Genomic DNA, 21,364 nt, shown 5'->3' with positions numbered 1-21,364 from the left:
GCAAAACTGATCATCAGCAATTTGTCAGGCTACCACTATTTAATTGGTGCCATCCTATTTGGCTCAGGGCTAAGATTAAAGGAAGCCTTAAAACTTAGGGTAAAAGATATTGATCTAACCACTAAATCTATCTTTGTGTACCGAGGTAAAGGGCAAAAAGATCGAGTTTGTATGCTACCTAACGGATTGATTGATGTTCTAAAGTCACAAATGAAACAGGTAAAAAAGCTCCACGAGGCGGATTTGTCAGATGGCTTTGGACTTGCTTCATTGCCCATCTCTCTCATCAGAAAATACCGCAGTAAAGCCTCTAAGTTTCATTGGCAATATCTCTTTCCTGCTAGCCGCCGTTGTATGCACCCAAGTGACAACTATGTGTGCAGACACCATATTCATCCAACGGCTTTTTCACGTGCATTAAGGCAAGCTACCACTAACTGTGGTATAGATAAGCGCGTTACCGCCCATACTTTCCGCCATTCATTTGCAATATCTTTATTACTCAAAGGCCATGACATTCGTACAAGAGTTACGACAGAATTAATTAACCATAGGAGGCTACATTGAAAGGTTGTGCATTATTTCAGTTCTTTTACCCAGGAAATATAAGGGTTATGCCTGGTGAAGCCTACTTCGATTATGAAGGTGTTCGTGTTGTTGTAGGCATAGGGAAACCTATGGATTCCGTCAACACCTTATCTGTAAATGACAGGATAATCACAGTCACCCATGATAATTCAGAGGGCTATAAATATGACTTTGAAGCATCACGTCAGACTGGTGACAACCAGATTTGCAATGCTGTAAAACGGGCTGATGGTTCAATTGATGTTAGTTTGTTGATGGATACTGACAACGAGCACACACAATTTAGTAGCTCTAGTATCACCACGCTTGTCCGTATTGCTGTTGAAGCTGATGGACTCTCCAAAGGTTTAGAGATTAAATCTTTAAACGTCCTGAACCACTTCATCAGGGTCTATCGCTACGCCACGCGAGACACATCGGTTAAAGAAGTAGACTTTATGACAGGCTTTAAACCCTTCATTGTTACTGGGTTTAAACAATACGAGCAACATCACTTAATTAAAGATACCGACCGACGACTCCACGAACTATTCGATGATTGGGAGCCTGATGCTCAAAGATTCACTTCTTTGCAACCGCTGAACCTAGCAGATCATGAATTGCCTAATTTTGACCGAGCTAAATTCACTAGTCACATTGCCCATGACCTTACGACAGGAGACTTTCCTAGCTGGCGTGTAACTCTTATGCGGGCTTATGAAATGGCGAATGAACAAGATAATTACAGTGCGGCTGTGTTGGAGTCTTTCATTGCACTTGAGCTGTCTTTGTACGACTTACTAAACGTCTACAGAGCTAAAGGTAATAAGATCAAAAAGTATAGGCGCATTCATGATGTGATAACCGAAGCTTTGCCAAACTTGTTTAATAAAGAAGTTGATGGTTTGGTGAAGCAGTTGCTTAGGTTTAAGGGAATAAGGAACGACGTCGTTCATGATGGCTATAAACCAACTGAAACAGAGTGTTCAGAATGTCTTTCGATAGCTGATGAAGCATTCCATTTTTGCGATTCTAAAGCCTGATCATTGAAGGCAAACCAACCAAAAGAATCTAAGGGAAGCACAATGCTTCTCTTTTTGGTCGAGACTCAAAAAGCTTAGATACATGGACCGTCGAATTTCAGGAGACCATGATTCAGCTTGAAGTAGCCAGCGGATTTCAGATAAATGTTGATAAGGCAAAGTGACATTAACAGAATATGAATGAGTGTTTACTCTAACGAATAAAGGGGCAACTATGAGTTACATTGGGAATGTGTTCATTTTCATATAATTCAACTAATGAAATCCACATTTCAAGCTCAGAACCTTCTACTGTATTCGGTATTGCATCGAATAATCCCTCAATTTTCTTTAACGCTGCACGATACTCATCATCAGGACATATCGACGTCTCTTTTCAATACGTAATAATCTCATTTCCAACGGAAGGAGAATCAAGCCATGCAGCTAAATCATCAGGTATTGGTGCTGTTGCGTCACATTTTGAGAGCAATATATTGAGTTTAGTATTCTTCATTAACAATTCTTCTCTTTGAATCGTCACCGTTACAGTAGTTACTCTGTAGTATAACTAGAATGGGGGCGACTGATTTGTGCTTAGCTTATTATGGTTAAGCTATCCTGACTCACTATGGGCATTTTTGAGCTAAATTGTTAACCCTAATTAGTAAGTTTTAGATTAACATTTCTAAGGTTAAACCCACCGGTTCGATTAGAGCATACGTCATATGTTAGCTTTTAAACGCCCTAAAAGGGCCTTAATAAGCAAAATTGTTCTGATTCCATCTTGTTCATTTGTTTTTTATTATTTTTAGCTTAAAACGCGTTACAGCAGCTTTGAAGTATTAAATCACTGATTCAGCCTACAGCAACCAGCTATTGATCTTATTTATGTTAAGCATTCGCCACCCCCGTATTTTTTGATCATAAAAATCATTAAATTTGATCTTACGGGAAAGACGCCTACAGTATATTTATCGCTCACTAATGGCTACTATCATGCTATTGATTCGTCCATTTCCCAATGAATTTGAAGGATTACCTCAATACCTTTTAAGGGTTTCAACAGCGAATGGTTATCAAAACATTATGCAAATGCTGAAGTTACTTGACGAACAAATCACTAATGGCCAGGTCCCCAACAAGCGTCTGTACTATGGCGATTTAGATCTTGAGAAATTGGCAAACTTACTCAATCTTCCGATCGGCAAGTTAACCCATATTGCATTCCAAAAAACATCGAATACACGTTTTAAGTTTCACGACCAACGATTTCAGATGAAAACAATCAGTTTTAATCGGGTAAAATTTTGTCCGACTTGCTATGAAGAATCAGGTATCTTGTCTCTGGTCACAGCATTTAATTATGTGTCGTGGTGCCCGATACATCATCGTCGCCTTATCGCATCTGACATTCACACAAATAAACCACTGACATGGGCCACCAAGAATCTGGACTATAAAATTAGATGCGAAATAGACCATGACTATATCAGTGACAGTGTCTGGACGAATGAATGCGCCTTTAATAAATTGGTGTACCAGTTGTGGCAAAACACTGAGCCTTATGACAGCCCTTTTCCGAACATCGACTTACCAGGCTTACTTGATATGATCTCATTTTTCGAGCGTTTTGATCGATTAATTGATGACACAAAAAATCAAGCTAAGTTATTACAGTACCTCTATTCATGGCCTGAAAACTACTACGAATTATTAGCTTATTATGAACAAAATCCAATGTCCCAAAAGCGAAAAACGGGGATAAGACGTTGCTATAGAGATCTGTATGATGAAATTTATAACCCTCTCAATGCTAATTCAACAGGCTATAAACTGTTAAAGTGCCATTTTGAATATTATCTACAACATCATTTTACTAATAGTGTTTTTAATAGTGCTATTCAACTCATTCCAGAGCACATCATTAACCAATCCGACTTTGTGGGATTACAGCAGGCATGTGAGATTTTGAATTGTAGTCAATTGAATGTAGAGCGGTTCATTCATAGTGGCTTATTAACCCCAACAAACTTGTTGGATAACGGCCTATCTTTGTTTAAGCGCTCTGACCTTAATTCTTTAAAAGAGGGTTCCGCTGATTTATTGTCGCTTTCCGATAGTGCAAAACTAATGGGAGTTAGTGATTACAACATGTACATGTTATTGAATAATGGAGCGATATCTGCGGTATTTAAACCATCCCCAAAACACAAATCATGGTTAATTTCATCAACAGAAGTAGAGAATTTAATCACATTACTGCAACTAAAAGCAGATAACAGCCTAAAAAAACCGTTTTATGGGCTGAAACACCTTAACCTTAGAAAGATGAATTTTCCCACTATTATAGAAAAAATGCTAAATGGTGAACTTCGTTTTACAATCCATAAAAGTGCAACCACATCACTTAAGTTTGATCAGTTCAAGTTTCATCTTAACTCGGAATCAGTACCCAAAGATTCACTATCCCCAAAAGAAGCAAGTATTGCTTTAGGCGTTAATAAAAACGTACTTTACGAACTAATAAAACTCGGTTTTATTCAGGCAACTAAACAAAAAGTAAGTAGAACAACAAGGAAGGTTTTATTAGTAACCAAAGCGAGTGTAACTGTGTTTAAGCAGAAATATTTGTTACGACATCAGTTAAAAAATAATTCAAATCTACCAATAAAGCAGGTTTCTGGTCCCAAGATTGATGGTGGATTAATCAACATATATAGTTGTAAAACATAGAGGCAGGTACAATGACAAAGCAACAAGTTTTAGTTGGTGTTTTAGAAGAGTTTTTTAGTGAATCACAAATAGACTACATTTTGTCTTTGCTCTATTCATGGACCGGAAATTATGACGACGTTGAAAACTGGTTACACAGTCCCATACCTGCATTTGGTTATATTTCAGCTATTGAAGCCTGCAACAGAGGTTTAGCTAGCGAAGTCATCAGCTATATCAGTGGTATTGAACAAGGTGGTTATGCATAACACCCACTCGCATTGTCTTTACTACCGCCAAAAGAGCTGTCATGTTTTCTAAAGGTAATTTATTAGTATCCCACACCTAGCTTTACCTGCAAGTGAGATATTGAATTTCCTGAAGTGTTAATACTACTGCATAAACGAGAAGGTTTTTATTACATGCATCCTATATTTAAAGCGTATATAGATTCATTAGAGCCCTCTTTTCAAAAGCTGCTAAAGATGACTCCAGTAACAGTTTCATCGCTCCCCAAAGAAATGCCTTTATCCGGCATTTATCTATTTTCAGAAAGCGATACTCATCTTTACGTTGGAAGAACCAACACTCTTAGGAAGAGATTACAAAATCACAGTCGTCCAAGTTCGGGACATAATTCAGCAACATTTGCATTTAGGCTTACTCGAGAATTTACAGGTATTACTCAGGCCTCATACGTGAAAGAAGGGTCTAGGGCACATTTAGAAAAACACCCATCTTTTGGTCCTGTATTTATTAAACAGAAGCTACGAGTACGAGAAATGCACGTCCGATATGTATCTGAGCCAGATCCAATGAGACAAGCACTGTTAGAAATGTATGCGTCTGTAAGCTTATCAACACCACACAATGATTTTGATAATTACTAATTCAATTCAAAAAGGAGCTTTACCATGGGAGCAAAGGAAGATTTACTAGCCAATATTATTCGCCACGATAAAAGTGGTGCAGTACAAAGCATTCATGACAAACTCATTGAAGCAGGTTTGAAATGGAAGGGTCCCAGTAATAGTGAAACGTTGTTATATTTGTTCCGCCTTGATGGTAAAGAAGTTGGAGTGGCAGCTATGCGTAGAGGAATTTTTTCATTTCCAAAATCGTTTTGGGGACCGCGTGGTTCTGCATTACACAAAGCTCTTAGCAATGTGCCAACATACACACGTATTAATGTCGAGCCAGCTATATCTTCGAGCCAGCTATATCTTCGAGCCAGCATTCAGCTGGCCAGATTCAGGTATCGGGTGCAACGTGCGAAGTGATAAAAGAACTCATTCAAGATGTAATTTTTCCAGAGGCTAAAAAGGCGGGGGCTAAGTTATAATGGCAATTAGATGAAATAATTCGTAAGTATCTGCATCACTTTGGGCAAGCTATAGTCAAATACCAAAAGCTCATTATGCTTACCCAAGTGCTAACGCTATCGAGCGTTTATACTTTTCGTTCCGCACAACCAGTAAGGTAAATTAATTCTACTATTTTACTTTAGACTTAAGATTCACAGGCTCAAGCAAAGATGCATCCACGTAGACGATATCTTGCAATTGACTCATATGACAGACAGAAAAATTCCCCCTGCCAGTGATAATTCCTGGGTCTAGGTCGTTCAAGCGACGCTTCACTTTCTCGGAAGGTATATGCAATATCACATCAATCCAATTTAAGGTCACATTAAAAGGGGTGAATTGTTCCGCTTTATCGAATAACACATACTGTAAATCAGCTTTAAAATCCTGATATATATCTTTGCGCAAATTATGATAAAACGATGTTTCAAATTTGACAGCAATGTTACCAGGAGCATTCTCAATGTAATCAAAAATCAATTTACGGGTTAGTTCACGGTTTTTAAATACTGACAAAAAATCGGTTTGGGCTTCGTACAAACTAGATATTTCGGTTTCTTTACTATTAAGCCAACCGCGATATTTTTCTCTCGAATACAGCATACCGTATGGAGTAAGTGGCTGTACCATGCTTCGAATATCATCTAGCGTTTGTTCATTAAACTCACGAAGCTGACTAATTTGATATGAAATAGGGTCAACTTCATAGTTTTTTTGAGCAATGCTACCTATCGGCTTTTTGCATTGACAACAAGACTCATCAATTAAAGTTGCTCCGGAAAATTGGACATGACATTGATCGCAACGATCAACTAATAGCAAACCATGATGTGAGCAGACTAGATAATGCTTAAAGCTCCAAAGTCGGTGAATAATTTTTTTACTACGATAACACTCAATACATAGTTTGATTTTTTGATATTCAAATAGCTCACCAAAATCTTGTTTAAAAAGCCTTTCATCAAAGGTATCTGATCGAAGTGAACCATTGGTTAAATCTTGTATAGCTCCTTTCACTATTTTGCGGTCTGATGGCTTAAGCGAGGTTATCAGCACATTGGAGCGTTGCCTCACTAATGCGCTGAACATTTTAACTTGATAGCCATTAACCCTACACAACCTATAGATATAGCCCTGCAATGACTCAGCATGCTGAGATTTTAACCTAATAAGTAACTGGCGATTATTCATATGACCTTTTTGAGATTCACAATTGAAGTTGGTGTTGAGAGGGACTTGGTTATCATTAGAACTCAAAATTGCATATACTCAAACCGACGCATCTCATACAATCATCTCTTGCTCAAAATCGATTTTAAGTTTAAATCAGAGAATTTAACTTTTGCATACGTTGCATCAACAACACGTTTTTCGGTTTTCTTCGCATTAGGATTCCATGTCGACTCCTCTTTTTGCTGGAAAGCCACCACCTTTTCGATGTCCATGCTTATTGGATTATTTTCAGGTAAAAAATCAGTGTTTTCTTCTACCGCTTTAATGAAATGGCTTAAGGTTATGACTTCTGATTTATCATAAATAGCCTCTATTCCGGCGGGTATAATTACGCCATCCATCAGCTCCGAAATATTTCCTTTCGATACAGCAAACAATCTAAAGGCAAACTCAACTTGCCAAAGCGAGTGTTCAGGTTTGACTGGAAGTGCTTCTTCAACTTTCTGAAGAAACATTTGAAATACATCAAAGGTGTCCAAAGTATAATTCGGGATAGTGTAATTACGTTTTCTAACGCGTCTTTTTAGTTGTACGTTAATTTCCAGTACAGGCCTAGCCCATGGTACTCCAACAAACACTATTGGTATTCTGGCACTATTAATGAAGATCTTAAACCATTCGCCAATTTCTTGGATAACGTTTTTACTTTTTGATTCTATACCATGCTGAAACTCATCTATGATGATCAATTCAACTCTTGTTTCTTGCACTAGGCGAACAAGACGTTCTGTAAGCTGTCGAGCATCACCATTGGCTCCTTGAAGTGGATCACCCAACACAGTTAAAATCGCAGCAATAATAGGCTTTGGATGCTTTGCTTTAGGCATAGAACAATACAATACTGGAACTATAGTTCTCTCTACATCATCATCTTGTAAGGTATACCTCGGATTTTTGTTCATATATTGATTTATATAGGTTGTTTTCCCTACACCGGTTTCCCCCGTAATAAACATACAGTCAGGATCAGTTTGATAATCACAAATTTTAGAGAGTTCCCTAATTCTCTTCATCGCTCCCAGGATTTCCTGTAGCGTATTAGTAGGTACAAAAATGTTTTTTATGGCACGGATTTGTTCTTCTTGTGTCATTGATATGCTCTTTTAGAAATCTAATTCATCTGGAAGAGTATTAGATAAACCATCAAAATCAGGTTTATCTAAATTAATTGGCGATGGTATTGCAACCTTCGATTTGGGAACTCCAGAATATTCATCTGTTTGTTGTTTGCTCACGGAGGATGTCACACTTTGATCCGATTGTTGGCCAATGTCTTTGTATCTAGCCACATTTTGCACCGTTGCAACAGAATTATCTTTCTGTGTATTTAAGTATTCTCCGATTAGATAGTTCACCTTCATTTTGGCTGCCGCTAATGCTTCAGGCTCCTTAAAACCATCAAGATATTTTTTGTTGAATGCTAAAATAATTCGATGTTGATGGCGACTTAACCCTTTCGCGTACTCAGGCATAATCGTAGGTACTTTGAAATAGGTCTTATCTCGAGAATTTCTATCATCTAGGACATAGATATATCCTAAGTCCTCTCGATTATATTTTATCTCTAATTTGCGAAACCCAGTTAACGACCTCAATTTCATTAACTCATCACTATCATAACGAATATGCTCAAAGACAATTCCATGGGGTCCATTTTGCCTTGTGGTCCTTTCAGCCAAAACTATATCCAATGCATCTTTATTCATTACTCTACGAGGAACAAATTCTAGGTCTTCTTGCCAGCTGACCCTCGGGATAATGGTTCCTTTTGCAACCAAATCTCGTTGGTAAATATCTATAACCCATTTATGGAAAATAGTTAGAAACAAGTCCATTGTGATGATTGCATTTTTTTTAGGATCATAAGTATTAGAGTCAACGATATTAGGGAACACCTTCCCTCTTAAATCATTTAACAGCCTTAAATTTAATGATTTAAAATATGACTCAACAGATCCTTTATACCAAGGATGCTTACCGGGGTTCCGATGAATTCGTATATTTAAGTCCATACATGCATCAACTAGTGCAATACTTTCGAAATCTTTACCGCGGTCAACAACTAGCGTTCTAGGAATGCCATAGCAATCCCAATCATACTCTACCTCTTTATACATCTGACGAACGTAACTTTTGGGTAAAATAGCATGACGTAAAGCTCTTGCTATACTCATATAACTAGGCTTTTCGAATCCAATATAGAAGCCCAAGATAGACTTCGATTTATAATCGAGAATGACTGTAATATATGGCCGTCCAAGTACCATTTTTTGCTTAGAATCTACGATAAATAGGTCTAATTGGGTATGGTCTACTTCTGTACGTTGAAGGATTAATGTTGTTTCTTGAACTTCCTTGTATGTCCGATACATTATATTTGCTGCTTCTTTACCTTTTCTTGCGATTAAAAGCTGTTTTGGTGCCTCTTTTTCTAATCGTTTCAAAAATGCAGAATAAGTCATTAATTTTAGCTTTTGGGATGGATCGGCTATAAGTATGTTGTCGTAGTGAATTAAGGTCGTGAGTTGGTCATATGACTTAGCTATTGTCGGCTGTTCTAGTTGTTTAAAATGTTTTATGGCTTGTTGAATATATGGCTCTAATGCATCATCGACTTTAGCTGAACGATTTCCTTTACCAGCATTAGCAGAAATTAAACTTCGCACACTAAAGCCTGAGTCAATGTAAGATTTAACCCATCGTTGCACTGTTCTTGGACTAGGTGGTGAATTTATTGTCTTAAACACATTATTACTCCAAGTATTTTCAATAATTGGAGTGAGTTTCTCTACAGATTTAGACGGCAGCTTGCTTTCTAAAACCGCTATTACAAAATTGTATCGCTCTCTTGCTTGTTGCTTAAGTGATTCGGAATAACTACCAAAGTCGATTGCATTTTGTTTTTTAAGTAGCCTTTCTTTTATATTTCTAGCTTTAACAGAAGCCCTTCCTGAAACGACTAGTTCATCAATTTCCACAACTCTGCGAACTGACTCTATTCTAGATAAAGTATCTAGTAACGTGATGAAACCTACACTGCATTCGACGATTTCAAATTGAATGTCGATTTCATTTTGGCTAACGATTATGTAATCACCTTGTTTATAAGTAAGTGTCATAAGGCTTTCCGCTATGTTCGACCATTGAAGATTTTGAAAGGAGCTCATTTTGTAAAGATGTTACTAATCTCTTTTCAAAAATCAGGCGATAAATTTGTTCAAATTGATAGTCAGAAGATGTATCTAAAATTAATTCACGGATTGGGGCTTGCTTTCTATCATCAAGTTGTTGGATTAAATGTATGAGGAAGTCTTTATCTATGTCGATATTTGTTGCTGACCATGTATTTAACAGGTTTTCATATAATGGCTTTTTTCTTATAAAGGACTCAGTTAATACTATGAAACCTTTGCCATTTTTAAGCGCAGCTTTACGTATAGCCTCTTCCCATTGTGAAAAATCATTCATACGTAAAATGTCAGCATCAAACTTAATTTCAAAATAGCTAATGCTTCCATCTTGATATACAACTTCAAAGTCGGGGGTGTAACGATGGGCTGCACCCTCAAAATGATACAGAAATGACAAAGGCTGTGCTTGGTAACTCTTAATGTTTTGGTCAAATTCTAAGTGATAGCAGAAATCAGCTTCTAGTGGACTTTCTAAGTGAGTAATTTTATCTAAAGACTTACGCCCATTAAAGACATTAACGCTTTTAGACATTAACTTTCTTACTACACGACGTTTCGGCTTTTTAAACATAAGGACATAACCCTGAAAGTTTCTTCAAAGCTATGCCACAAATGAAGCCGTGTCAACTTATGGTGCAAAAATGACAGCTTATGACACTAAAATGACAGCTTATGGTATAAGCAACAACTAAAGTAACGCTAAGTCACCTTTAGTTTCTAACCAGCTCTTTCGATCAGGAGCACGCTTTTTAGCAAGTAACATGTCCATTAATGCCACGGTTTCATCCGCATCATCTATGGTTAATTGCACCAAACGTCTAGTATTAGGATCCATCGTAGTTTCACGCAGTTGCAACGGGTTCATTTCACCCAGACCTTTAAAGCGAGTGACTTGTACTTTGCCTTTTTTATTCTCGGCAGCGATACGGTCTAAAATTGCTGTTTTTTCTTCCTCATCAAGGGCGTAAAAAACTTCTTTACCAATATCAATACGAAATAGCGGTGGCATTGCAATATACACATGACCATTATCGACTAACACACGATAATGCTTTAAAAATAAAGCACACAATAAGGTGGCAATATGCAGTCCATCAGAGTCGGCATCCGCTAAAATACAAATTTTACCATAACGTAATTCTGAAATATCATCGCTGTCGGGATCGCAACCTATCGCAATCGAAATATTATGAACCTCTTGCGACGCTAACACTTGTCCAGAATCGACTTCCCAAGTATTTAATATCTTGCCTCTTAACGGCATGATAGCTTGAAACTCTCGGTCTCGAGCTTGTTTAGCACTACCACCAGCAGAATCACCTTCGACAAGAAATAACTCACCTCGCATTGGGTCTTGACCACTGCAATCGGTTAACTTACCTGGGAGTGCTGGACCAGACGTGACCTTTTTACGTGCCACTTTCTTAGCCGCTTTCAAACGACGCAGAGCATTACCAATACACAATTCTGCTAGTTGTTCAGCTAACTCAGTATTGGAATTTAACCATAAAGAAAACGCATCTCTAGCAATACCCGCAACAAATGCAGAGCTTTGACGACTCGATAATTTCTCTTTAGTTTGCCCAGCAAATTGTGGGTCTTGCATTTTTATCGACAGGATAAATGCCGCACGATCCCAAATATCTTCGGGCGACAGCTTAATGCCTCGGGGCACAAGATTGCGAAACTCACAAAACTCGCGCATTGACTCAAGTAAACCTTGCCTAAAGCCATTGACATGGGTTCCGCCAAGTGGGGTAGGAATTAAGTTAACATAACTTTCACTTAAACTGTCGCCACCTTCTGGCAGCCAAGTAATGGCCCACTCAGCAGCCTCTAATTTACCTTTAAAACTGCCTACAAACGGCTCTTCAGGTAGCAAAATAGAGTCTTTAATCGCTTCTTTGAGGTAATCGGTTAGGCCACTTTCGTAGAACCATTCGTGCACTTCACCATTGTGTTTATTAGTGAACTTAATACGTAAACCGGGGCACAATACTGCTTTGGCTCTGAGTATGTAAATTAACTTGCTGACCGAAAAATTAGGTGAATCAAAATAACTCACATCGGGCCAAAAATGGACTCGAGTACCAGTATTGCGTCGTCCACAAGTACCGGTTACAACAAGCTCTTCAACCTTAAAGCCATTTTCAAAGGCCATTTCATATATCTGTGCATCACGGCGAACGCTAATTTCAACTCGAGTGGATAAGGCGTTAACAACAGAAATACCCACCCCATGTAACCCACCCGAAAACTGGTAGTTTTTATTGGAAAACTTACCACCTGCGTGCAACTTGGTCAGAATGAGTTCAACCCCAGGCATGCCTTCTTCAGGGTGAATATCCACCGGCATACCACGTCCATCGTCGGTCACTTCAAGGGAGTTATCGTTATGGAGTACAACTTCAATTTTAGTCGCGTGCCCCGCCAGAGCTTCATCAACACTGTTATCAATGACTTCTTGCCCGAGGTGATTAGGTCTAGAGGTGTCGGTATACATACCTGGACGGCGTTTTACCGGGTCAAGTCCATTAAGGACCTCAATAGCGTCAGAAGTATATTGGTTGCTCATAGTCCACACATTTGGAGTTAAATAGAGCCAAAGTTAGCTCAAATTGATCATTGTATGTAACGGTATTACGTTACAACTGAATAAATTTACATATTTTATCTAATTGTTGTTCATAGCCGACAAAACTGTGGTCGCCATCAGGCTCTAAATGTAATTCACAGCTATGGTACTTATGCAGTGCTTGTCGATAATCTAACACTTCGTCACCAGTTTGCAACAGCACCAGGAAACGATCGGGGTGACGGATCACATGAGTATTATATAAGGCAACATCATCTTGATGCTGCGGTAACACCTGATAATGCTCATTGGTGTAGGGATTATATTGAGGCCCGATAAACTCTTCAAATAATTCGAACGGTTTTACCGCCGGATTAATCAATACCGCTCTGCCACCATAGGTTTCGGCTAAATAACTGGCAAAATAGCCACCTAACGACGAGCCAATAAAGCGCAACACCTGACCTTGCTGTTTAGCTTGCTCAGTGATGTTGCACAGTAACATCATTGCGGCTGTGGGTGATGACGGTAATTGTGGTTGCTGAAAATCGACTTGTGGATAATGTTGCTGAATATACAGTGCGGTTTGCATGGCCTTGTCTGACCGCGGGGAACTATTAAAACCATGTATATAGAGCAGCATATTCCCTCGCGAGACGGTTAATGAGTACTAAGCGCCTCCTATTTTACATAAGATGACGCAGTAAACTAGTATCCGCTGGCCTCATTGTCTGGCGCAAAACGATTACCAGGCACGCGATATACGTTAGTACGAATGCTACCATCGCCTGCCAACTCCAGCAAACGATAACCAGGTTGAAGATGATCTAAGGCGAAATAGGATGACAATGGCTTAAATTGTATACACGTTGATGGTGTCGCCATCAATGGAATATGGCCATGAGGCCCAAGATGAGTTCTATCGACTTGCTGATGAACATGTCCCCACAGAATGCCTTTTACCTGCGGGTAACGGCTTGTACGTTGCAAAAAGTCTGCTCCATTCATCATGCAATGCTGATCTAACCAGGCGCACTGCATTAAAATAGGATTATGATGCATCACTAACAGTACATGCTTATTCGGTTCAGCCTTGATAGCTGCGTCGATTAAAGCAAACTGCTGCTCGCCCATATAACCACCAGGCTTACCAGAAACAGTGGAGTCGAGCATAAGTATTAACCAGTTGCCAATGATAATTCTTTGCTGACCAAACACTTTTTCACCTTGCATGCGCAAGCTCATTAAGCGAGGGTCGTCATGATTACCAGGTAAATAATGGCAAGGCAGATCTAACATCTCAATCTTATGCACAAAATGCTGATAAGATTCAGGTGAATAATCTTGGCTAATATCACCCGTAGCCAATAGAAGATGGGCTGGATATTGAGTGGCGATAAAGGTATTTAACACGGCTTGAAGGCTCTGTGCCGTGTTAACGCCCAATAATTGACCTTCAGGATCAGCAAAAAGATGCGGATCAGTAACTTGTACTAATCGCACAGGCTCATTTTCAGCAACAGAATAATGCACTGCGTCTTTAAGCACAAAAGATTCCTAACATGGTAAAAAGAATAAAAAAGCTATGATTGGAAACTCACTCTCCTAGACCCAATCTTCAACAGCTCCTCAAGGAATGCATTCACTTGAAATTTTTCATCGCTATGATGCATATGTAGATTAGGATAATCATACACTGGCTTTAAACGATAAATCTGTTGGCTAGTTAACACTTCTGCTAATTGCGCATCATGATAGATACGAACAATGGCTTTTGGAGATTTAAAAAAATGTCCATTTGGTATCGGGCGCGAAATTTCGATTAACTGAGTATACTTAGTATTTTCAATAAGATTAATCGATAAAGTGCCAAACTCACCGTCAACCTGCCACGGCACATTGACGTTAATTTGTTCAGGTAACCACTTTAAAATATGCGCATAATTTCGACCACAGACTGCTAAAAAAGCACTGATGTTGGGTTGATATTTTTGCTTTTTTTTGAGGTTAAACTCTGCCACTCGATCGTTCCTATCTTGATCATTATCACGTTCAATAACTAAAGTGCCTGACGAATTCTTTGGTAGTTGAGCATCAACCATTGGATACCTAATACCGTCGAAGCATTGTCAATACGACCATTATTAACCCACTCATAAGCTTGTTCGCGACTGACAACATGGACTCGAATATCTTCATTTTCACACTCAAGACCGTGTATACCGCTAGCTTTGGTTGTATCAACATGCCCCCAGAACAAATGAAAACGCTCAGAAGTGCCACCAGGACTGACTAAATAACTGTTTATAGGTGTTAACCCTAATAAACTTAATCCGGCTTCTTCGGCTAGTTCTCGTTCAGCGACTTGTTCTGGTAATTCGCCAGGCTCAATCATACCTGCCACTAACTCAAGAAGCCAGATTGATTTAGTGGTTGCTAATGCAGGAACCCTAATTTGTTCAATCAGTACAATTTCATCACGAACTGGATCATATGGCAGTACCACCACCGCATGACCTCGTTCAAACACTTCACGGGTAACTTCACCGCTCCAACCACCTTTAAACAACTTATGTTTGAAGGTGTATTCGTCTAACTGAAAAAAACCTTTATACAATACTTTTTTAGATATAAGACTAAAACCTGACTCTGCGTCAAAGCTTGGGACCACGGGTTGCTCGAACATATTTATCCTTGCCTATCAAAACGTAAACAGTCTTATCATTTTGACAGTTTAAATTAACATAATTAATAACTAAGCATTTAAGCTTGCCTAAGCAAAAATAGGCCGAATTAAAATAAAATCTGTTACACTTCAAATTTGACTTGAAAATGAAAAAATCACTACTATTAAGTAGTACACAATTAGTCGTGAGCATAGTAGTGCACAATTATTAACTAGTGCACAATATGTCGATAATCAGCATATCGCGAACAACATATTGTGAACATTAATAATGAGCAATAAATCTCGATATTGAACCACGATATCTTTAGCAAATTATTGTACATAACCACAAAGCAAGTCAGTTAACGCAGATTGCCGCGTTAAGGATGAATGATGTTAACTCATTCACTTAATGAAGGGCATGACCAAATTTATAAGTTACTTAACACCTCAGCATACCGAGGCATTGTCTAAAAAGGGCAGCAAATGAAATTCAAAATTGGTTCATTATACGCAGCATTAGCATTTGCTATCGCAGCACCAGCAGCACAAGCTGATGATTTACTTCAAATATATCAGCAAGCACTTACTAGCGACCCTATCGTTTTACAAGCCAAAGCACAGCGTGATGCGTTATACGAAACCATTCAAGAGAATCGTGCACCGTTATTACCAAAAATAAGTGCAAACGTTGGCTATGCTAAAGCGTGGAATGACCCTTTAGAAGACACCGACGGTTTAACCGGTGGTGTTAGTTTAACTCAAGTTATCTACGATCACAGTGCATGGGTTGGTTTAGACCTTGCTGAAATGGCAGCATCTCAAGCAGATTCTGCTTATGCATCAACATTACAATCACTCATTACCCGTGTCACGAAAGCGTATTTTGATGTTTTAACCGCTAAAGACAACTATGAATTCCAAGGTGCTGAGAAAGCGGCAATTGAACGTCAACTTGAGCAAACTAAACAACGCTTTGCCGTCGGTCTAACCGCCATTACCGATGTTCATGAAGCACAAGCACAATATGACTTAGCTTCAGCATTGGAGATTCAAGCACAAAACACCTTAGACAACAGCTATGAAGCATTACGTGAAATTACAGGTATAGATCACAAATCAATTAATATTCTTGATACTAGCCGTTTTTCAGCAGGTTCACCTGCCCCAGCAGCATCTGCTGGTTGGTTAAAAATGGCTGAAACAAATAGCATCGATTTAATGACTCAGCGTATTGCTAAAGATATCGCCAACGAAACCATTAAATTGTACAAAGCGGGCCATATGCCGTCATTGAACTTAAATGCTGGTTACAACAAAGGTGTTGATCAAACGCCAGGCCCAGATTACGACAATGCTAATATTGGTGTGACCTTGAGCATTCCACTTTTCGAAGGTTTTAAAGTGACTTCGCAAGTGAAACAAGCTCAATTCAGATATGTTGAAGCTAGCGAGAAACTAGAACAAACTCATCGCAGCGTGACTAAAAACGTGCGTAATAACTTTAACAACGTTACCGCGTCTATCAGCTCAATTAAAGCATATGAGCAATCTGTGATTTCGTCTGAAAGTGCACTGAAAGCGACTCAGGCGGGTTTTGAAGTCGGTACTCGTACAATTGTTGATGTACTGAACCGCACACGTGACTTATATGATTCAAAGCGCCAACTATCTCAAGCACGTTATGGTTATATTAACTCAATACTAGCCCTTAAACAGGCGGCTGGTACGTTGAACGAAGATGATGTTATCTCGATTAATAGCGGACTGATTGCTCAGTAGCCATTAACCGCACATAAAAAAACCGCCTATTGGCGGTTTTTTTTATTGGCATAATATTGTTAATCAATTTTATGCTGATTACTTAGCACGGTTTAACGCTATGCCGAATTAAAAAACTAATTCTACACCAGCAAATGCGCCACTAAACTGAGTGTTTTGTGACACACCAGAGAAGTTATTCACATCAAAATTAAACTCGCGGTAACCAACACGAACAGAAGTATCAACAGCTAAACCGTCAAACTGCCATCCTAAACCAGCGCCGTAGTCATACACATTAGATTCATCTAAACCTAACATCACATCAGCAAAGCCAAATAAGCCTAAGCCAATCATACCGACTTGTGCACTGGCGTATCCCATTACAATACCACTGTCGATATTGACTTCTTCAGGGTGGCCTGCATCACTAATGCGTAATGAACCATTCATTAATTTATAGGCAGCGCCTAAATCAACAGACACTAAATCGTTATCAAGAATTTCGTAATACAACACAAAGTCAGTATTACTTAAGTCATTAGTCACCGATGTTGCACCAGTAAAATTGTGACCGTTAAAGTTAAAATCGGCATTGGCAATACCAGCGCTCGACTCAAGACGATTTTCACGAATTTTAACATTAGGCACAAACGGTAATGGATGCTCAACGGCAATCCACACGCTACCTTGTGATAAATCATCATTAAAGCTGTGAGCAACACCACTATCATCATTAAATGTGTTTGTGGTGTCAGCCTGCCAGTAATCAGCGCCTACTTTAAAACCCAATACAGTTGCCGCATGCGCCGATGACACACTTAATAGGCCCACTACTGCTGTGGCAAGAAGAGTCTTTTTCATCATTATCCTTGTGAGAGTAAGTTAGTTAAATCAATTACCGCGGCATTTGCACGCGAAATATAATTAGCCATCACCAACGAGTGATTAGCCACTAAACCAAAACCATTTCCATTAAGAACCAAAGGGCTCCAAACTGTTTGCTGAGTTGCTTCAAGTTCACGAATAATTTGACGTAAACTGACCTCAGCATTTTTCTTTTCTAATACGTCGGCAAAATCCACTTCAATGGCGCGCATAAAGTTCAATAATGCCCAAGCTGAACCACGACTTTCATAAAATACGTCATCAATTTTCCACCAACTGGTTTTAACTTCATTACTTGTTAAACCAGGAGTCGATTGACGGGCAGAGATATCACCTGCTAAATCAGTATTCAATCGCTCTTGACCCACACTGGCAGATAAATTTTGTGACATGCTGCCTAAGCGTTTCTGAACTTCTTTAAGCCATTCATTCAAGTTGTCTGCACGGGCATAAAACTGGGCATTATTGTTATCTGCATCGCTGATTTTAGCACGATAAAGTTTCAGCAATTTGATTGCATCACGATATTCACCTTCGGCACTAGGCACTAACCAACTGGTGTTATCGATGTTTAATTTCGAGTGTGCCGCTAATAAATCACTATCTGCAGAAGACTGCGACTGTGAGCGACTAAACTCTTTACGCATTATAAGCGCTAAATCGCGCACTTGCTCTAATGCACCAAATTCAAATGCAGGCATATTATCCATCATTACCGACGGAGGCATAATATCATTAGATAGCCAACCACCTGGTTTATCCAGCAAGGTTTCCATGGTGGCAATTAATGACGTTGTTGTAGCATAGCCCACAATTAACTTGCCACTATCTGTTTGCTGCGATGCCGGTTTAATCGGATCTGGTTCAATACTCCACCATACACTGACAAAATAAAGTACTAAACCAATCACACCAACAACGGCTAAAATCTTATTCCTTGTTACTTGCATCAATATAACTCCTTAATGATGGTGATGATGTTCAACAGTTTCGTCATGTTGAGTCGCGGCTTGTTTAAGCACGGGAAGCTCAATCATAAGTTGCTGACCATCTTCAAAAATTAATTCTAAAGCCACATTATCATTTACGGCCAAAGGCGCAATTAACGATAACAACATCACATGGTCACCAGTAGGTTGCAAGGTTAACGCCCCGTGAGACGGTATGGTAAACCCTTCAACTTGGCGCATTTTAATCATGCCATCTTCTTTTAGAATTGTGTGTAACTGTGCCACTTTTGCCGCACTTGTCTTCACGCCAACAAGCTTAACATCGCTATTGTTGTGATTTTCTAAGGTAAAATAAGCAGCGGTGTTAGGCACACTCGCAGGCATGGCTCTAACATACCCATCAACTAACATTACGTTAGCTGTGGCTGCGAATGATATTGATGATAACACTAAAAAGTTAAACAGATGTTTGAATATTGCTTTCAATGTCTTAAACTCCATGCAATTCCACTCGCGTTCATTAAAGGAAACTACGAATGAATCATATTCAGGTAAGAGATGATCAAGGCGTACGTATCATCAGTTTTAATCGTCCAGAAAAGCGCAATGCCTTTAATCTAGAAATGTATCAGCAATTTACAGAATACCTGATCCAAGGTGAAGCAGACAATGATATTCGTGCCTTTATGTTTCATGGTACAGAAAACTGTTTTACCTCTGGTAATGATATCGTAGATTTCCTCCAAAGTGGCGCCTTAGATGATAATCATCCAACCGTTAAATTCTTGTTTTGTTTATTAGATCTTAAAAAACCTGTAGTCGCTGCGGTAACGGGGGCGGCGGTGGGAATTGGTACAACTTTGCTGCTGCATTGTGACTTAGTGTACGCTGATAATAATGCTAAATTTCAAATGCCTTTTGTTAATTTGGCCTTGGTACCAGAAGCCGCTTCGAGCATATTATTACCATTAATTGTTGGCCAACAAAAAGCAGCCGAACTCATTTTACTTGGTGAAGCCTTCGATGCACAAACTGCGGCGGATTTAAATATTATTAACCGCGTGGTGGCCCAAGACGAGCTGATTAGCTTCAGTTTAGCCCAGGCAAAAAAATTGGCTGCACTGCCCCCCTTATCTATGCAAGCATCAAAACGGCTTTTACGTCATAACCAGGCTGAAGTGAAAGCCCAGATGAAATTAGAATTAGCTGAGTTTGCAGAGCGTCTACAAAGCGATGAAGCAAAACAGCGCTTCCAAGCTTTCTTAAAAAAATAAATCCATTGACACTATAATCTCTCTGCGGGGGAAGTTAATATCCCCGCCTACCCAACACTGGGTAAGCCTTAAAATCGAGATGTTTTTTGACTCATTACCACTGCAATCACAAAGTACGCTAACAAACTAATACTTGGGTTTGTTAATACTAATCCTATCGTTACGATTCGGGTCCAAAGTAATGACCAGCCATATTGTTTCGCTAACTTAGACGAGACCCCACACACAATTCGGGTTTCATCTCGTAATCTATTGATTAAACGGTTCATATTATCCTCACGTATTGAACAAAGTTTATTGTTGTAAGTCATGACTTATCGGTTAAGCTTGGTCATTAATGCTTGGCCACAACAGCCAGCTGACTAACGTCGCACACAGTGCAAAACTGATAACTGGCAATAACAATAACGACATTAATGGCAGCACCAAGCCTATATTTATCAGCCAATCCATTACTTATTCTCAGCAGCAACAGTGGCACTAACTTTTGGCTGTTCAAAACTAGCAAACTCTAATGCCGAATTAATTTCATAAACTTGTTCAGCAATTTGGGTTTGTAACGACAGCATTAACTCTTGCTTCACATTTGAAATCATCTCCTGGCTCACTTGAGTCATATTTTGCTCTAGCACTGCAACCGTGTTAGAAATTGAAATTTCATCAGCTTGTGCCGAAGCACTGGCAGTGACAAGTAATGCTGCAGCAATTGATAATTGAACACTACGGCGAATCACGTTGGTTAAAGTAAACATAATGGCATCCTTTCTTGTGTTGGTTTGTTGCAACTAAACACCCGCTTAGTTGATTACACAATAGGTATTACAAACGCCGTGCCAACTTTTAAAAATAGTCATAAGCATATAATTTTAAAAACAAATAAATTAATTATCATTTAATCAAATGAACTAAATCTGTGAGCAAAAAACCAACAGGTAGTAAAATTCACCAGATAGTTAGTAAAAATGACCACCGATATTTATTCGCCGTGATACACGCCATAACGTGTGGCAATAAATGTTCAGATATCTGCGAGGGTTACTGTGGCAACAATCCATTAATTAATGAGTAATGGCCGCTTAAGGGTGAAAGGATTATTGAGAGTCATGCTAAAAATAGCACTAATAATCATCAACTTAAGTTAAGGGTTTATTGCCAC

At 39.0% G+C, this 21,364-nt stretch carries 23 protein-coding genes; 8 read left to right on the top strand and 15 right to left on the bottom strand.

Annotated elements, in window-relative coordinates:
• From ACED29_RS12390 to ACED29_RS12365, 6 genes are all read left to right on the top strand, one after another.
• Nucleotides 1–567 (top strand): tyrosine-type recombinase/integrase (locus tag ACED29_RS12390; RefSeq protein ID WP_371697775.1); only part of this gene is annotated, 567 nt, incomplete at its 5' end.
• Nucleotides 564–1,610: a hypothetical protein gene (locus ACED29_RS12385; RefSeq protein ID WP_371697774.1), complete on the top strand. Its 1,047-nt coding sequence runs from the start codon at nt 564–566 to the stop codon at nt 1,608–1,610. The genes ACED29_RS12390 and ACED29_RS12385, both read left to right, overlap by 4 nt.
• Nucleotides 1,611–2,588: 978 nt before the next feature.
• Entirely contained in the window at nt 2,589–4,325 is a 1,737-nt protein-coding gene (locus tag ACED29_RS12380) for a TniQ family protein (protein ID WP_371697773.1), read from the top strand.
• Between the two features lie 11 nt (nt 4,326–4,336).
• Nucleotides 4,337–4,573, top strand: a complete 237-nt coding sequence (locus ACED29_RS12375; protein WP_371697772.1) for a hypothetical protein — start codon at nt 4,337–4,339, stop codon at nt 4,571–4,573.
• A 153-nt stretch (nt 4,574–4,726) separates the two neighbouring features.
• Nucleotides 4,727–5,194: a GIY-YIG nuclease family protein gene (locus ACED29_RS12370; protein WP_371697771.1), complete on the top strand. Its 468-nt coding sequence runs from the start codon at nt 4,727–4,729 to the stop codon at nt 5,192–5,194.
• 24 nt (nt 5,195–5,218) lie between these two features.
• Complete coding sequence (locus ACED29_RS12365) at nt 5,219–5,584, top strand: hypothetical protein (RefSeq protein WP_371697770.1); 366 nt, start codon at nt 5,219–5,221, stop codon at nt 5,582–5,584.
• A 213-nt stretch (nt 5,585–5,797) separates the two neighbouring features.
• On the opposite strand, the gene ACED29_RS12360 is transcribed toward ACED29_RS12365, so the two are convergent.
• The 9 genes from ACED29_RS12360 to nudF form a co-directional block, all read right to left on the bottom strand.
• The gene (locus ACED29_RS12360; RefSeq protein ID WP_371697769.1) at nt 5,798–6,859 is read right to left on the bottom strand and encodes a TniQ family protein; all 1,062 of its coding nucleotides are present in this window, start codon (nt 6,857–6,859) and stop codon (nt 5,798–5,800) included.
• Nucleotides 6,860–6,960: 101 nt separating this feature from the next.
• The gene (locus tag ACED29_RS12355; RefSeq protein ID WP_371697768.1) at nt 6,961–7,992 is read right to left on the bottom strand and encodes a TniB family NTP-binding protein; all 1,032 of its coding nucleotides are present in this window, start codon (nt 7,990–7,992) and stop codon (nt 6,961–6,963) included.
• A gap of 12 nt (nt 7,993–8,004) precedes the next feature.
• A complete protein-coding gene (locus ACED29_RS12350) occupies nt 8,005–10,020 on the bottom strand; it encodes a Mu transposase C-terminal domain-containing protein (protein WP_371697767.1) in 2,016 nt (671 codons plus the stop codon).
• Entirely contained in the window at nt 10,004–10,663 is a 660-nt protein-coding gene (locus ACED29_RS12345; protein WP_371697766.1) for a Tn7 transposase TnsA N-terminal domain-containing protein, read from the bottom strand. Before ACED29_RS12345 ends, ACED29_RS12350 begins: the two co-directional genes overlap by 17 nt.
• Nucleotides 10,664–10,780: 117 nt before the next feature.
• Nucleotides 10,781–12,667, bottom strand: coding sequence for a DNA topoisomerase IV subunit B (parE, locus tag ACED29_RS12340; RefSeq protein ID WP_124018297.1), 1,887 nt, complete (start codon nt 12,665–12,667; stop codon nt 10,781–10,783).
• Between the two features lie 70 nt (nt 12,668–12,737).
• Complete coding sequence (locus tag ACED29_RS12335; RefSeq protein ID WP_124018296.1) at nt 12,738–13,310, bottom strand: YqiA/YcfP family alpha/beta fold hydrolase; 573 nt, start codon at nt 13,308–13,310, stop codon at nt 12,738–12,740.
• A gap of 65 nt (nt 13,311–13,375) precedes the next feature.
• On the bottom strand, nt 13,376–14,215 hold the full coding sequence (gene cpdA / locus ACED29_RS12330) for a 3',5'-cyclic-AMP phosphodiesterase (RefSeq protein WP_124018295.1): 840 nt from the start codon (nt 14,213–14,215) through the stop codon (nt 13,376–13,378).
• A gap of 35 nt (nt 14,216–14,250) precedes the next feature.
• Nucleotides 14,251–14,688 carry a DUF1249 domain-containing protein gene (locus ACED29_RS12325; RefSeq protein WP_124018294.1) on the bottom strand — a complete coding sequence of 146 codons (438 nt, stop codon included), beginning with the start codon at nt 14,686–14,688 and terminating at the stop codon, nt 14,251–14,253.
• A 38-nt stretch (nt 14,689–14,726) separates the two neighbouring features.
• Nucleotides 14,727–15,353, bottom strand: coding sequence for an ADP-ribose diphosphatase (nudF, locus tag ACED29_RS12320; RefSeq protein WP_124018293.1), 627 nt, complete (start codon nt 15,351–15,353; stop codon nt 14,727–14,729).
• Nucleotides 15,354–15,821: 468 nt separating this feature from the next.
• Between nudF and tolC the strand changes: the two genes are divergently transcribed.
• Entirely contained in the window at nt 15,822–17,117 is a 1,296-nt protein-coding gene (gene tolC / locus ACED29_RS12315) for an outer membrane channel protein TolC (protein WP_124018292.1), read from the top strand.
• A 108-nt stretch (nt 17,118–17,225) separates the two neighbouring features.
• Here tolC and ACED29_RS12310 read toward each other — a convergent pair whose 3' ends face one another.
• From ACED29_RS12310 to ACED29_RS12300, 3 genes are read right to left on the bottom strand one after another with little or no spacing between them, the layout of a single operon-like run.
• Entirely contained in the window at nt 17,226–17,960 is a 735-nt protein-coding gene (locus tag ACED29_RS12310; protein ID WP_371697765.1) for a TIGR04219 family outer membrane beta-barrel protein, read from the bottom strand.
• Nucleotides 17,961–17,962: 2 nt separating this feature from the next.
• Complete coding sequence (locus ACED29_RS12305) at nt 17,963–18,934, bottom strand: DUF2333 family protein (RefSeq protein WP_124018290.1); 972 nt, start codon at nt 18,932–18,934, stop codon at nt 17,963–17,965.
• Nucleotides 18,935–18,946: 12 nt separating this feature from the next.
• Nucleotides 18,947–19,435, bottom strand: a complete 489-nt coding sequence (locus ACED29_RS12300) for a copper chaperone PCu(A)C (protein ID WP_182696708.1) — start codon at nt 19,433–19,435, stop codon at nt 18,947–18,949.
• A 35-nt stretch (nt 19,436–19,470) separates the two neighbouring features.
• Between ACED29_RS12300 and ACED29_RS12295 the strand changes: the two genes are divergently transcribed.
• Nucleotides 19,471–20,208 carry an enoyl-CoA hydratase-related protein gene (locus ACED29_RS12295; protein WP_371697764.1) on the top strand — a complete coding sequence of 246 codons (738 nt, stop codon included), beginning with the start codon at nt 19,471–19,473 and terminating at the stop codon, nt 20,206–20,208.
• A 68-nt stretch (nt 20,209–20,276) separates the two neighbouring features.
• On the opposite strand, the gene ACED29_RS12290 is transcribed toward ACED29_RS12295, so the two are convergent.
• From ACED29_RS12290 to ACED29_RS12280, 3 genes are read right to left on the bottom strand one after another with little or no spacing between them, the layout of a single operon-like run.
• Nucleotides 20,277–20,477: a PspC domain-containing protein gene (locus tag ACED29_RS12290; RefSeq protein ID WP_371697763.1), complete on the bottom strand. Its 201-nt coding sequence runs from the start codon at nt 20,475–20,477 to the stop codon at nt 20,277–20,279.
• A 52-nt stretch (nt 20,478–20,529) separates the two neighbouring features.
• Nucleotides 20,530–20,661, bottom strand: a complete 132-nt coding sequence (locus tag ACED29_RS12285; protein WP_259395234.1) for a hypothetical protein — start codon at nt 20,659–20,661, stop codon at nt 20,530–20,532.
• Nucleotides 20,661–20,960: a hypothetical protein gene (locus ACED29_RS12280; protein ID WP_124018286.1), complete on the bottom strand. Its 300-nt coding sequence runs from the start codon at nt 20,958–20,960 to the stop codon at nt 20,661–20,663. The genes ACED29_RS12285 and ACED29_RS12280 overlap by 1 nt, the downstream gene beginning before the upstream one ends.
• Between the last annotated feature and the right edge of the window lie 404 nt (nt 20,961–21,364).

The organism is Shewanella sp. 5S214 (assembly GCF_041439795.1).
In the GTDB taxonomy this organism is placed as follows: domain Bacteria; phylum Pseudomonadota; class Gammaproteobacteria; order Enterobacterales; family Shewanellaceae; genus Shewanella; species Shewanella vesiculosa.
This window is presented reverse-complemented; position numbering and strand designations above follow the sequence as displayed.

Bases quoted from the DNA above. Each gene is read 5' to 3' on its own strand.
- ACED29_RS12280 (WP_124018286.1), bottom strand. From the start codon at position 20,960: ATGTTTACTTTAACCAACGTGATTCGCCGTAGTGTTCAATTATCAATT.
- ACED29_RS12285 (WP_259395234.1), bottom strand. From the start codon at position 20,661: ATGGATTGGCTGATAAATATAGGCTTGGTGCTGCCATTAATGTCGTTA.
- ACED29_RS12300 (WP_182696708.1), bottom strand. From the start codon at position 19,435: ATGGAGTTTAAGACATTGAAAGCAATATTCAAACATCTGTTTAACTTT.
- ACED29_RS12305 (WP_124018290.1), bottom strand. From the start codon at position 18,934: ATGCAAGTAACAAGGAATAAGATTTTAGCCGTTGTTGGTGTGATTGGT.
- ACED29_RS12380 (WP_371697773.1), top strand. From the start codon at position 2,589: ATGCTATTGATTCGTCCATTTCCCAATGAATTTGAAGGATTACCTCAA.
- ACED29_RS12365 (WP_371697770.1), top strand. From the start codon at position 5,219: ATGGGAGCAAAGGAAGATTTACTAGCCAATATTATTCGCCACGATAAA.
- ACED29_RS12295 (WP_371697764.1), top strand. From the start codon at position 19,471: ATGAATCATATTCAGGTAAGAGATGATCAAGGCGTACGTATCATCAGT.
- ACED29_RS12310 (WP_371697765.1), bottom strand. From the start codon at position 17,960: ATGAAAAAGACTCTTCTTGCCACAGCAGTAGTGGGCCTATTAAGTGTG.
- ACED29_RS12375 (WP_371697772.1), top strand. From the start codon at position 4,337: ATGACAAAGCAACAAGTTTTAGTTGGTGTTTTAGAAGAGTTTTTTAGT.
- ACED29_RS12370 (WP_371697771.1), top strand. From the start codon at position 4,727: ATGCATCCTATATTTAAAGCGTATATAGATTCATTAGAGCCCTCTTTT.
- ACED29_RS12345 (WP_371697766.1), bottom strand. From the start codon at position 10,663: ATGTTTAAAAAGCCGAAACGTCGTGTAGTAAGAAAGTTAATGTCTAAA.
- ACED29_RS12350 (WP_371697767.1), bottom strand. From the start codon at position 10,020: ATGACACTTACTTATAAACAAGGTGATTACATAATCGTTAGCCAAAAT.
- ACED29_RS12355 (WP_371697768.1), bottom strand. From the start codon at position 7,992: ATGACACAAGAAGAACAAATCCGTGCCATAAAAAACATTTTTGTACCT.
- ACED29_RS12335 (WP_124018296.1), bottom strand. From the start codon at position 13,310: ATGCTGCTCTATATACATGGTTTTAATAGTTCCCCGCGGTCAGACAAG.
- ACED29_RS12360 (WP_371697769.1), bottom strand. From the start codon at position 6,859: ATGAATAATCGCCAGTTACTTATTAGGTTAAAATCTCAGCATGCTGAG.
- ACED29_RS12290 (WP_371697763.1), bottom strand. From the start codon at position 20,477: ATGAACCGTTTAATCAATAGATTACGAGATGAAACCCGAATTGTGTGT.
- parE (WP_124018297.1), bottom strand. From the start codon at position 12,667: ATGAGCAACCAATATACTTCTGACGCTATTGAGGTCCTTAATGGACTT.
- nudF (WP_124018293.1), bottom strand. From the start codon at position 15,353: ATGTTCGAGCAACCCGTGGTCCCAAGCTTTGACGCAGAGTCAGGTTTT.
- tolC (WP_124018292.1), top strand. From the start codon at position 15,822: ATGAAATTCAAAATTGGTTCATTATACGCAGCATTAGCATTTGCTATC.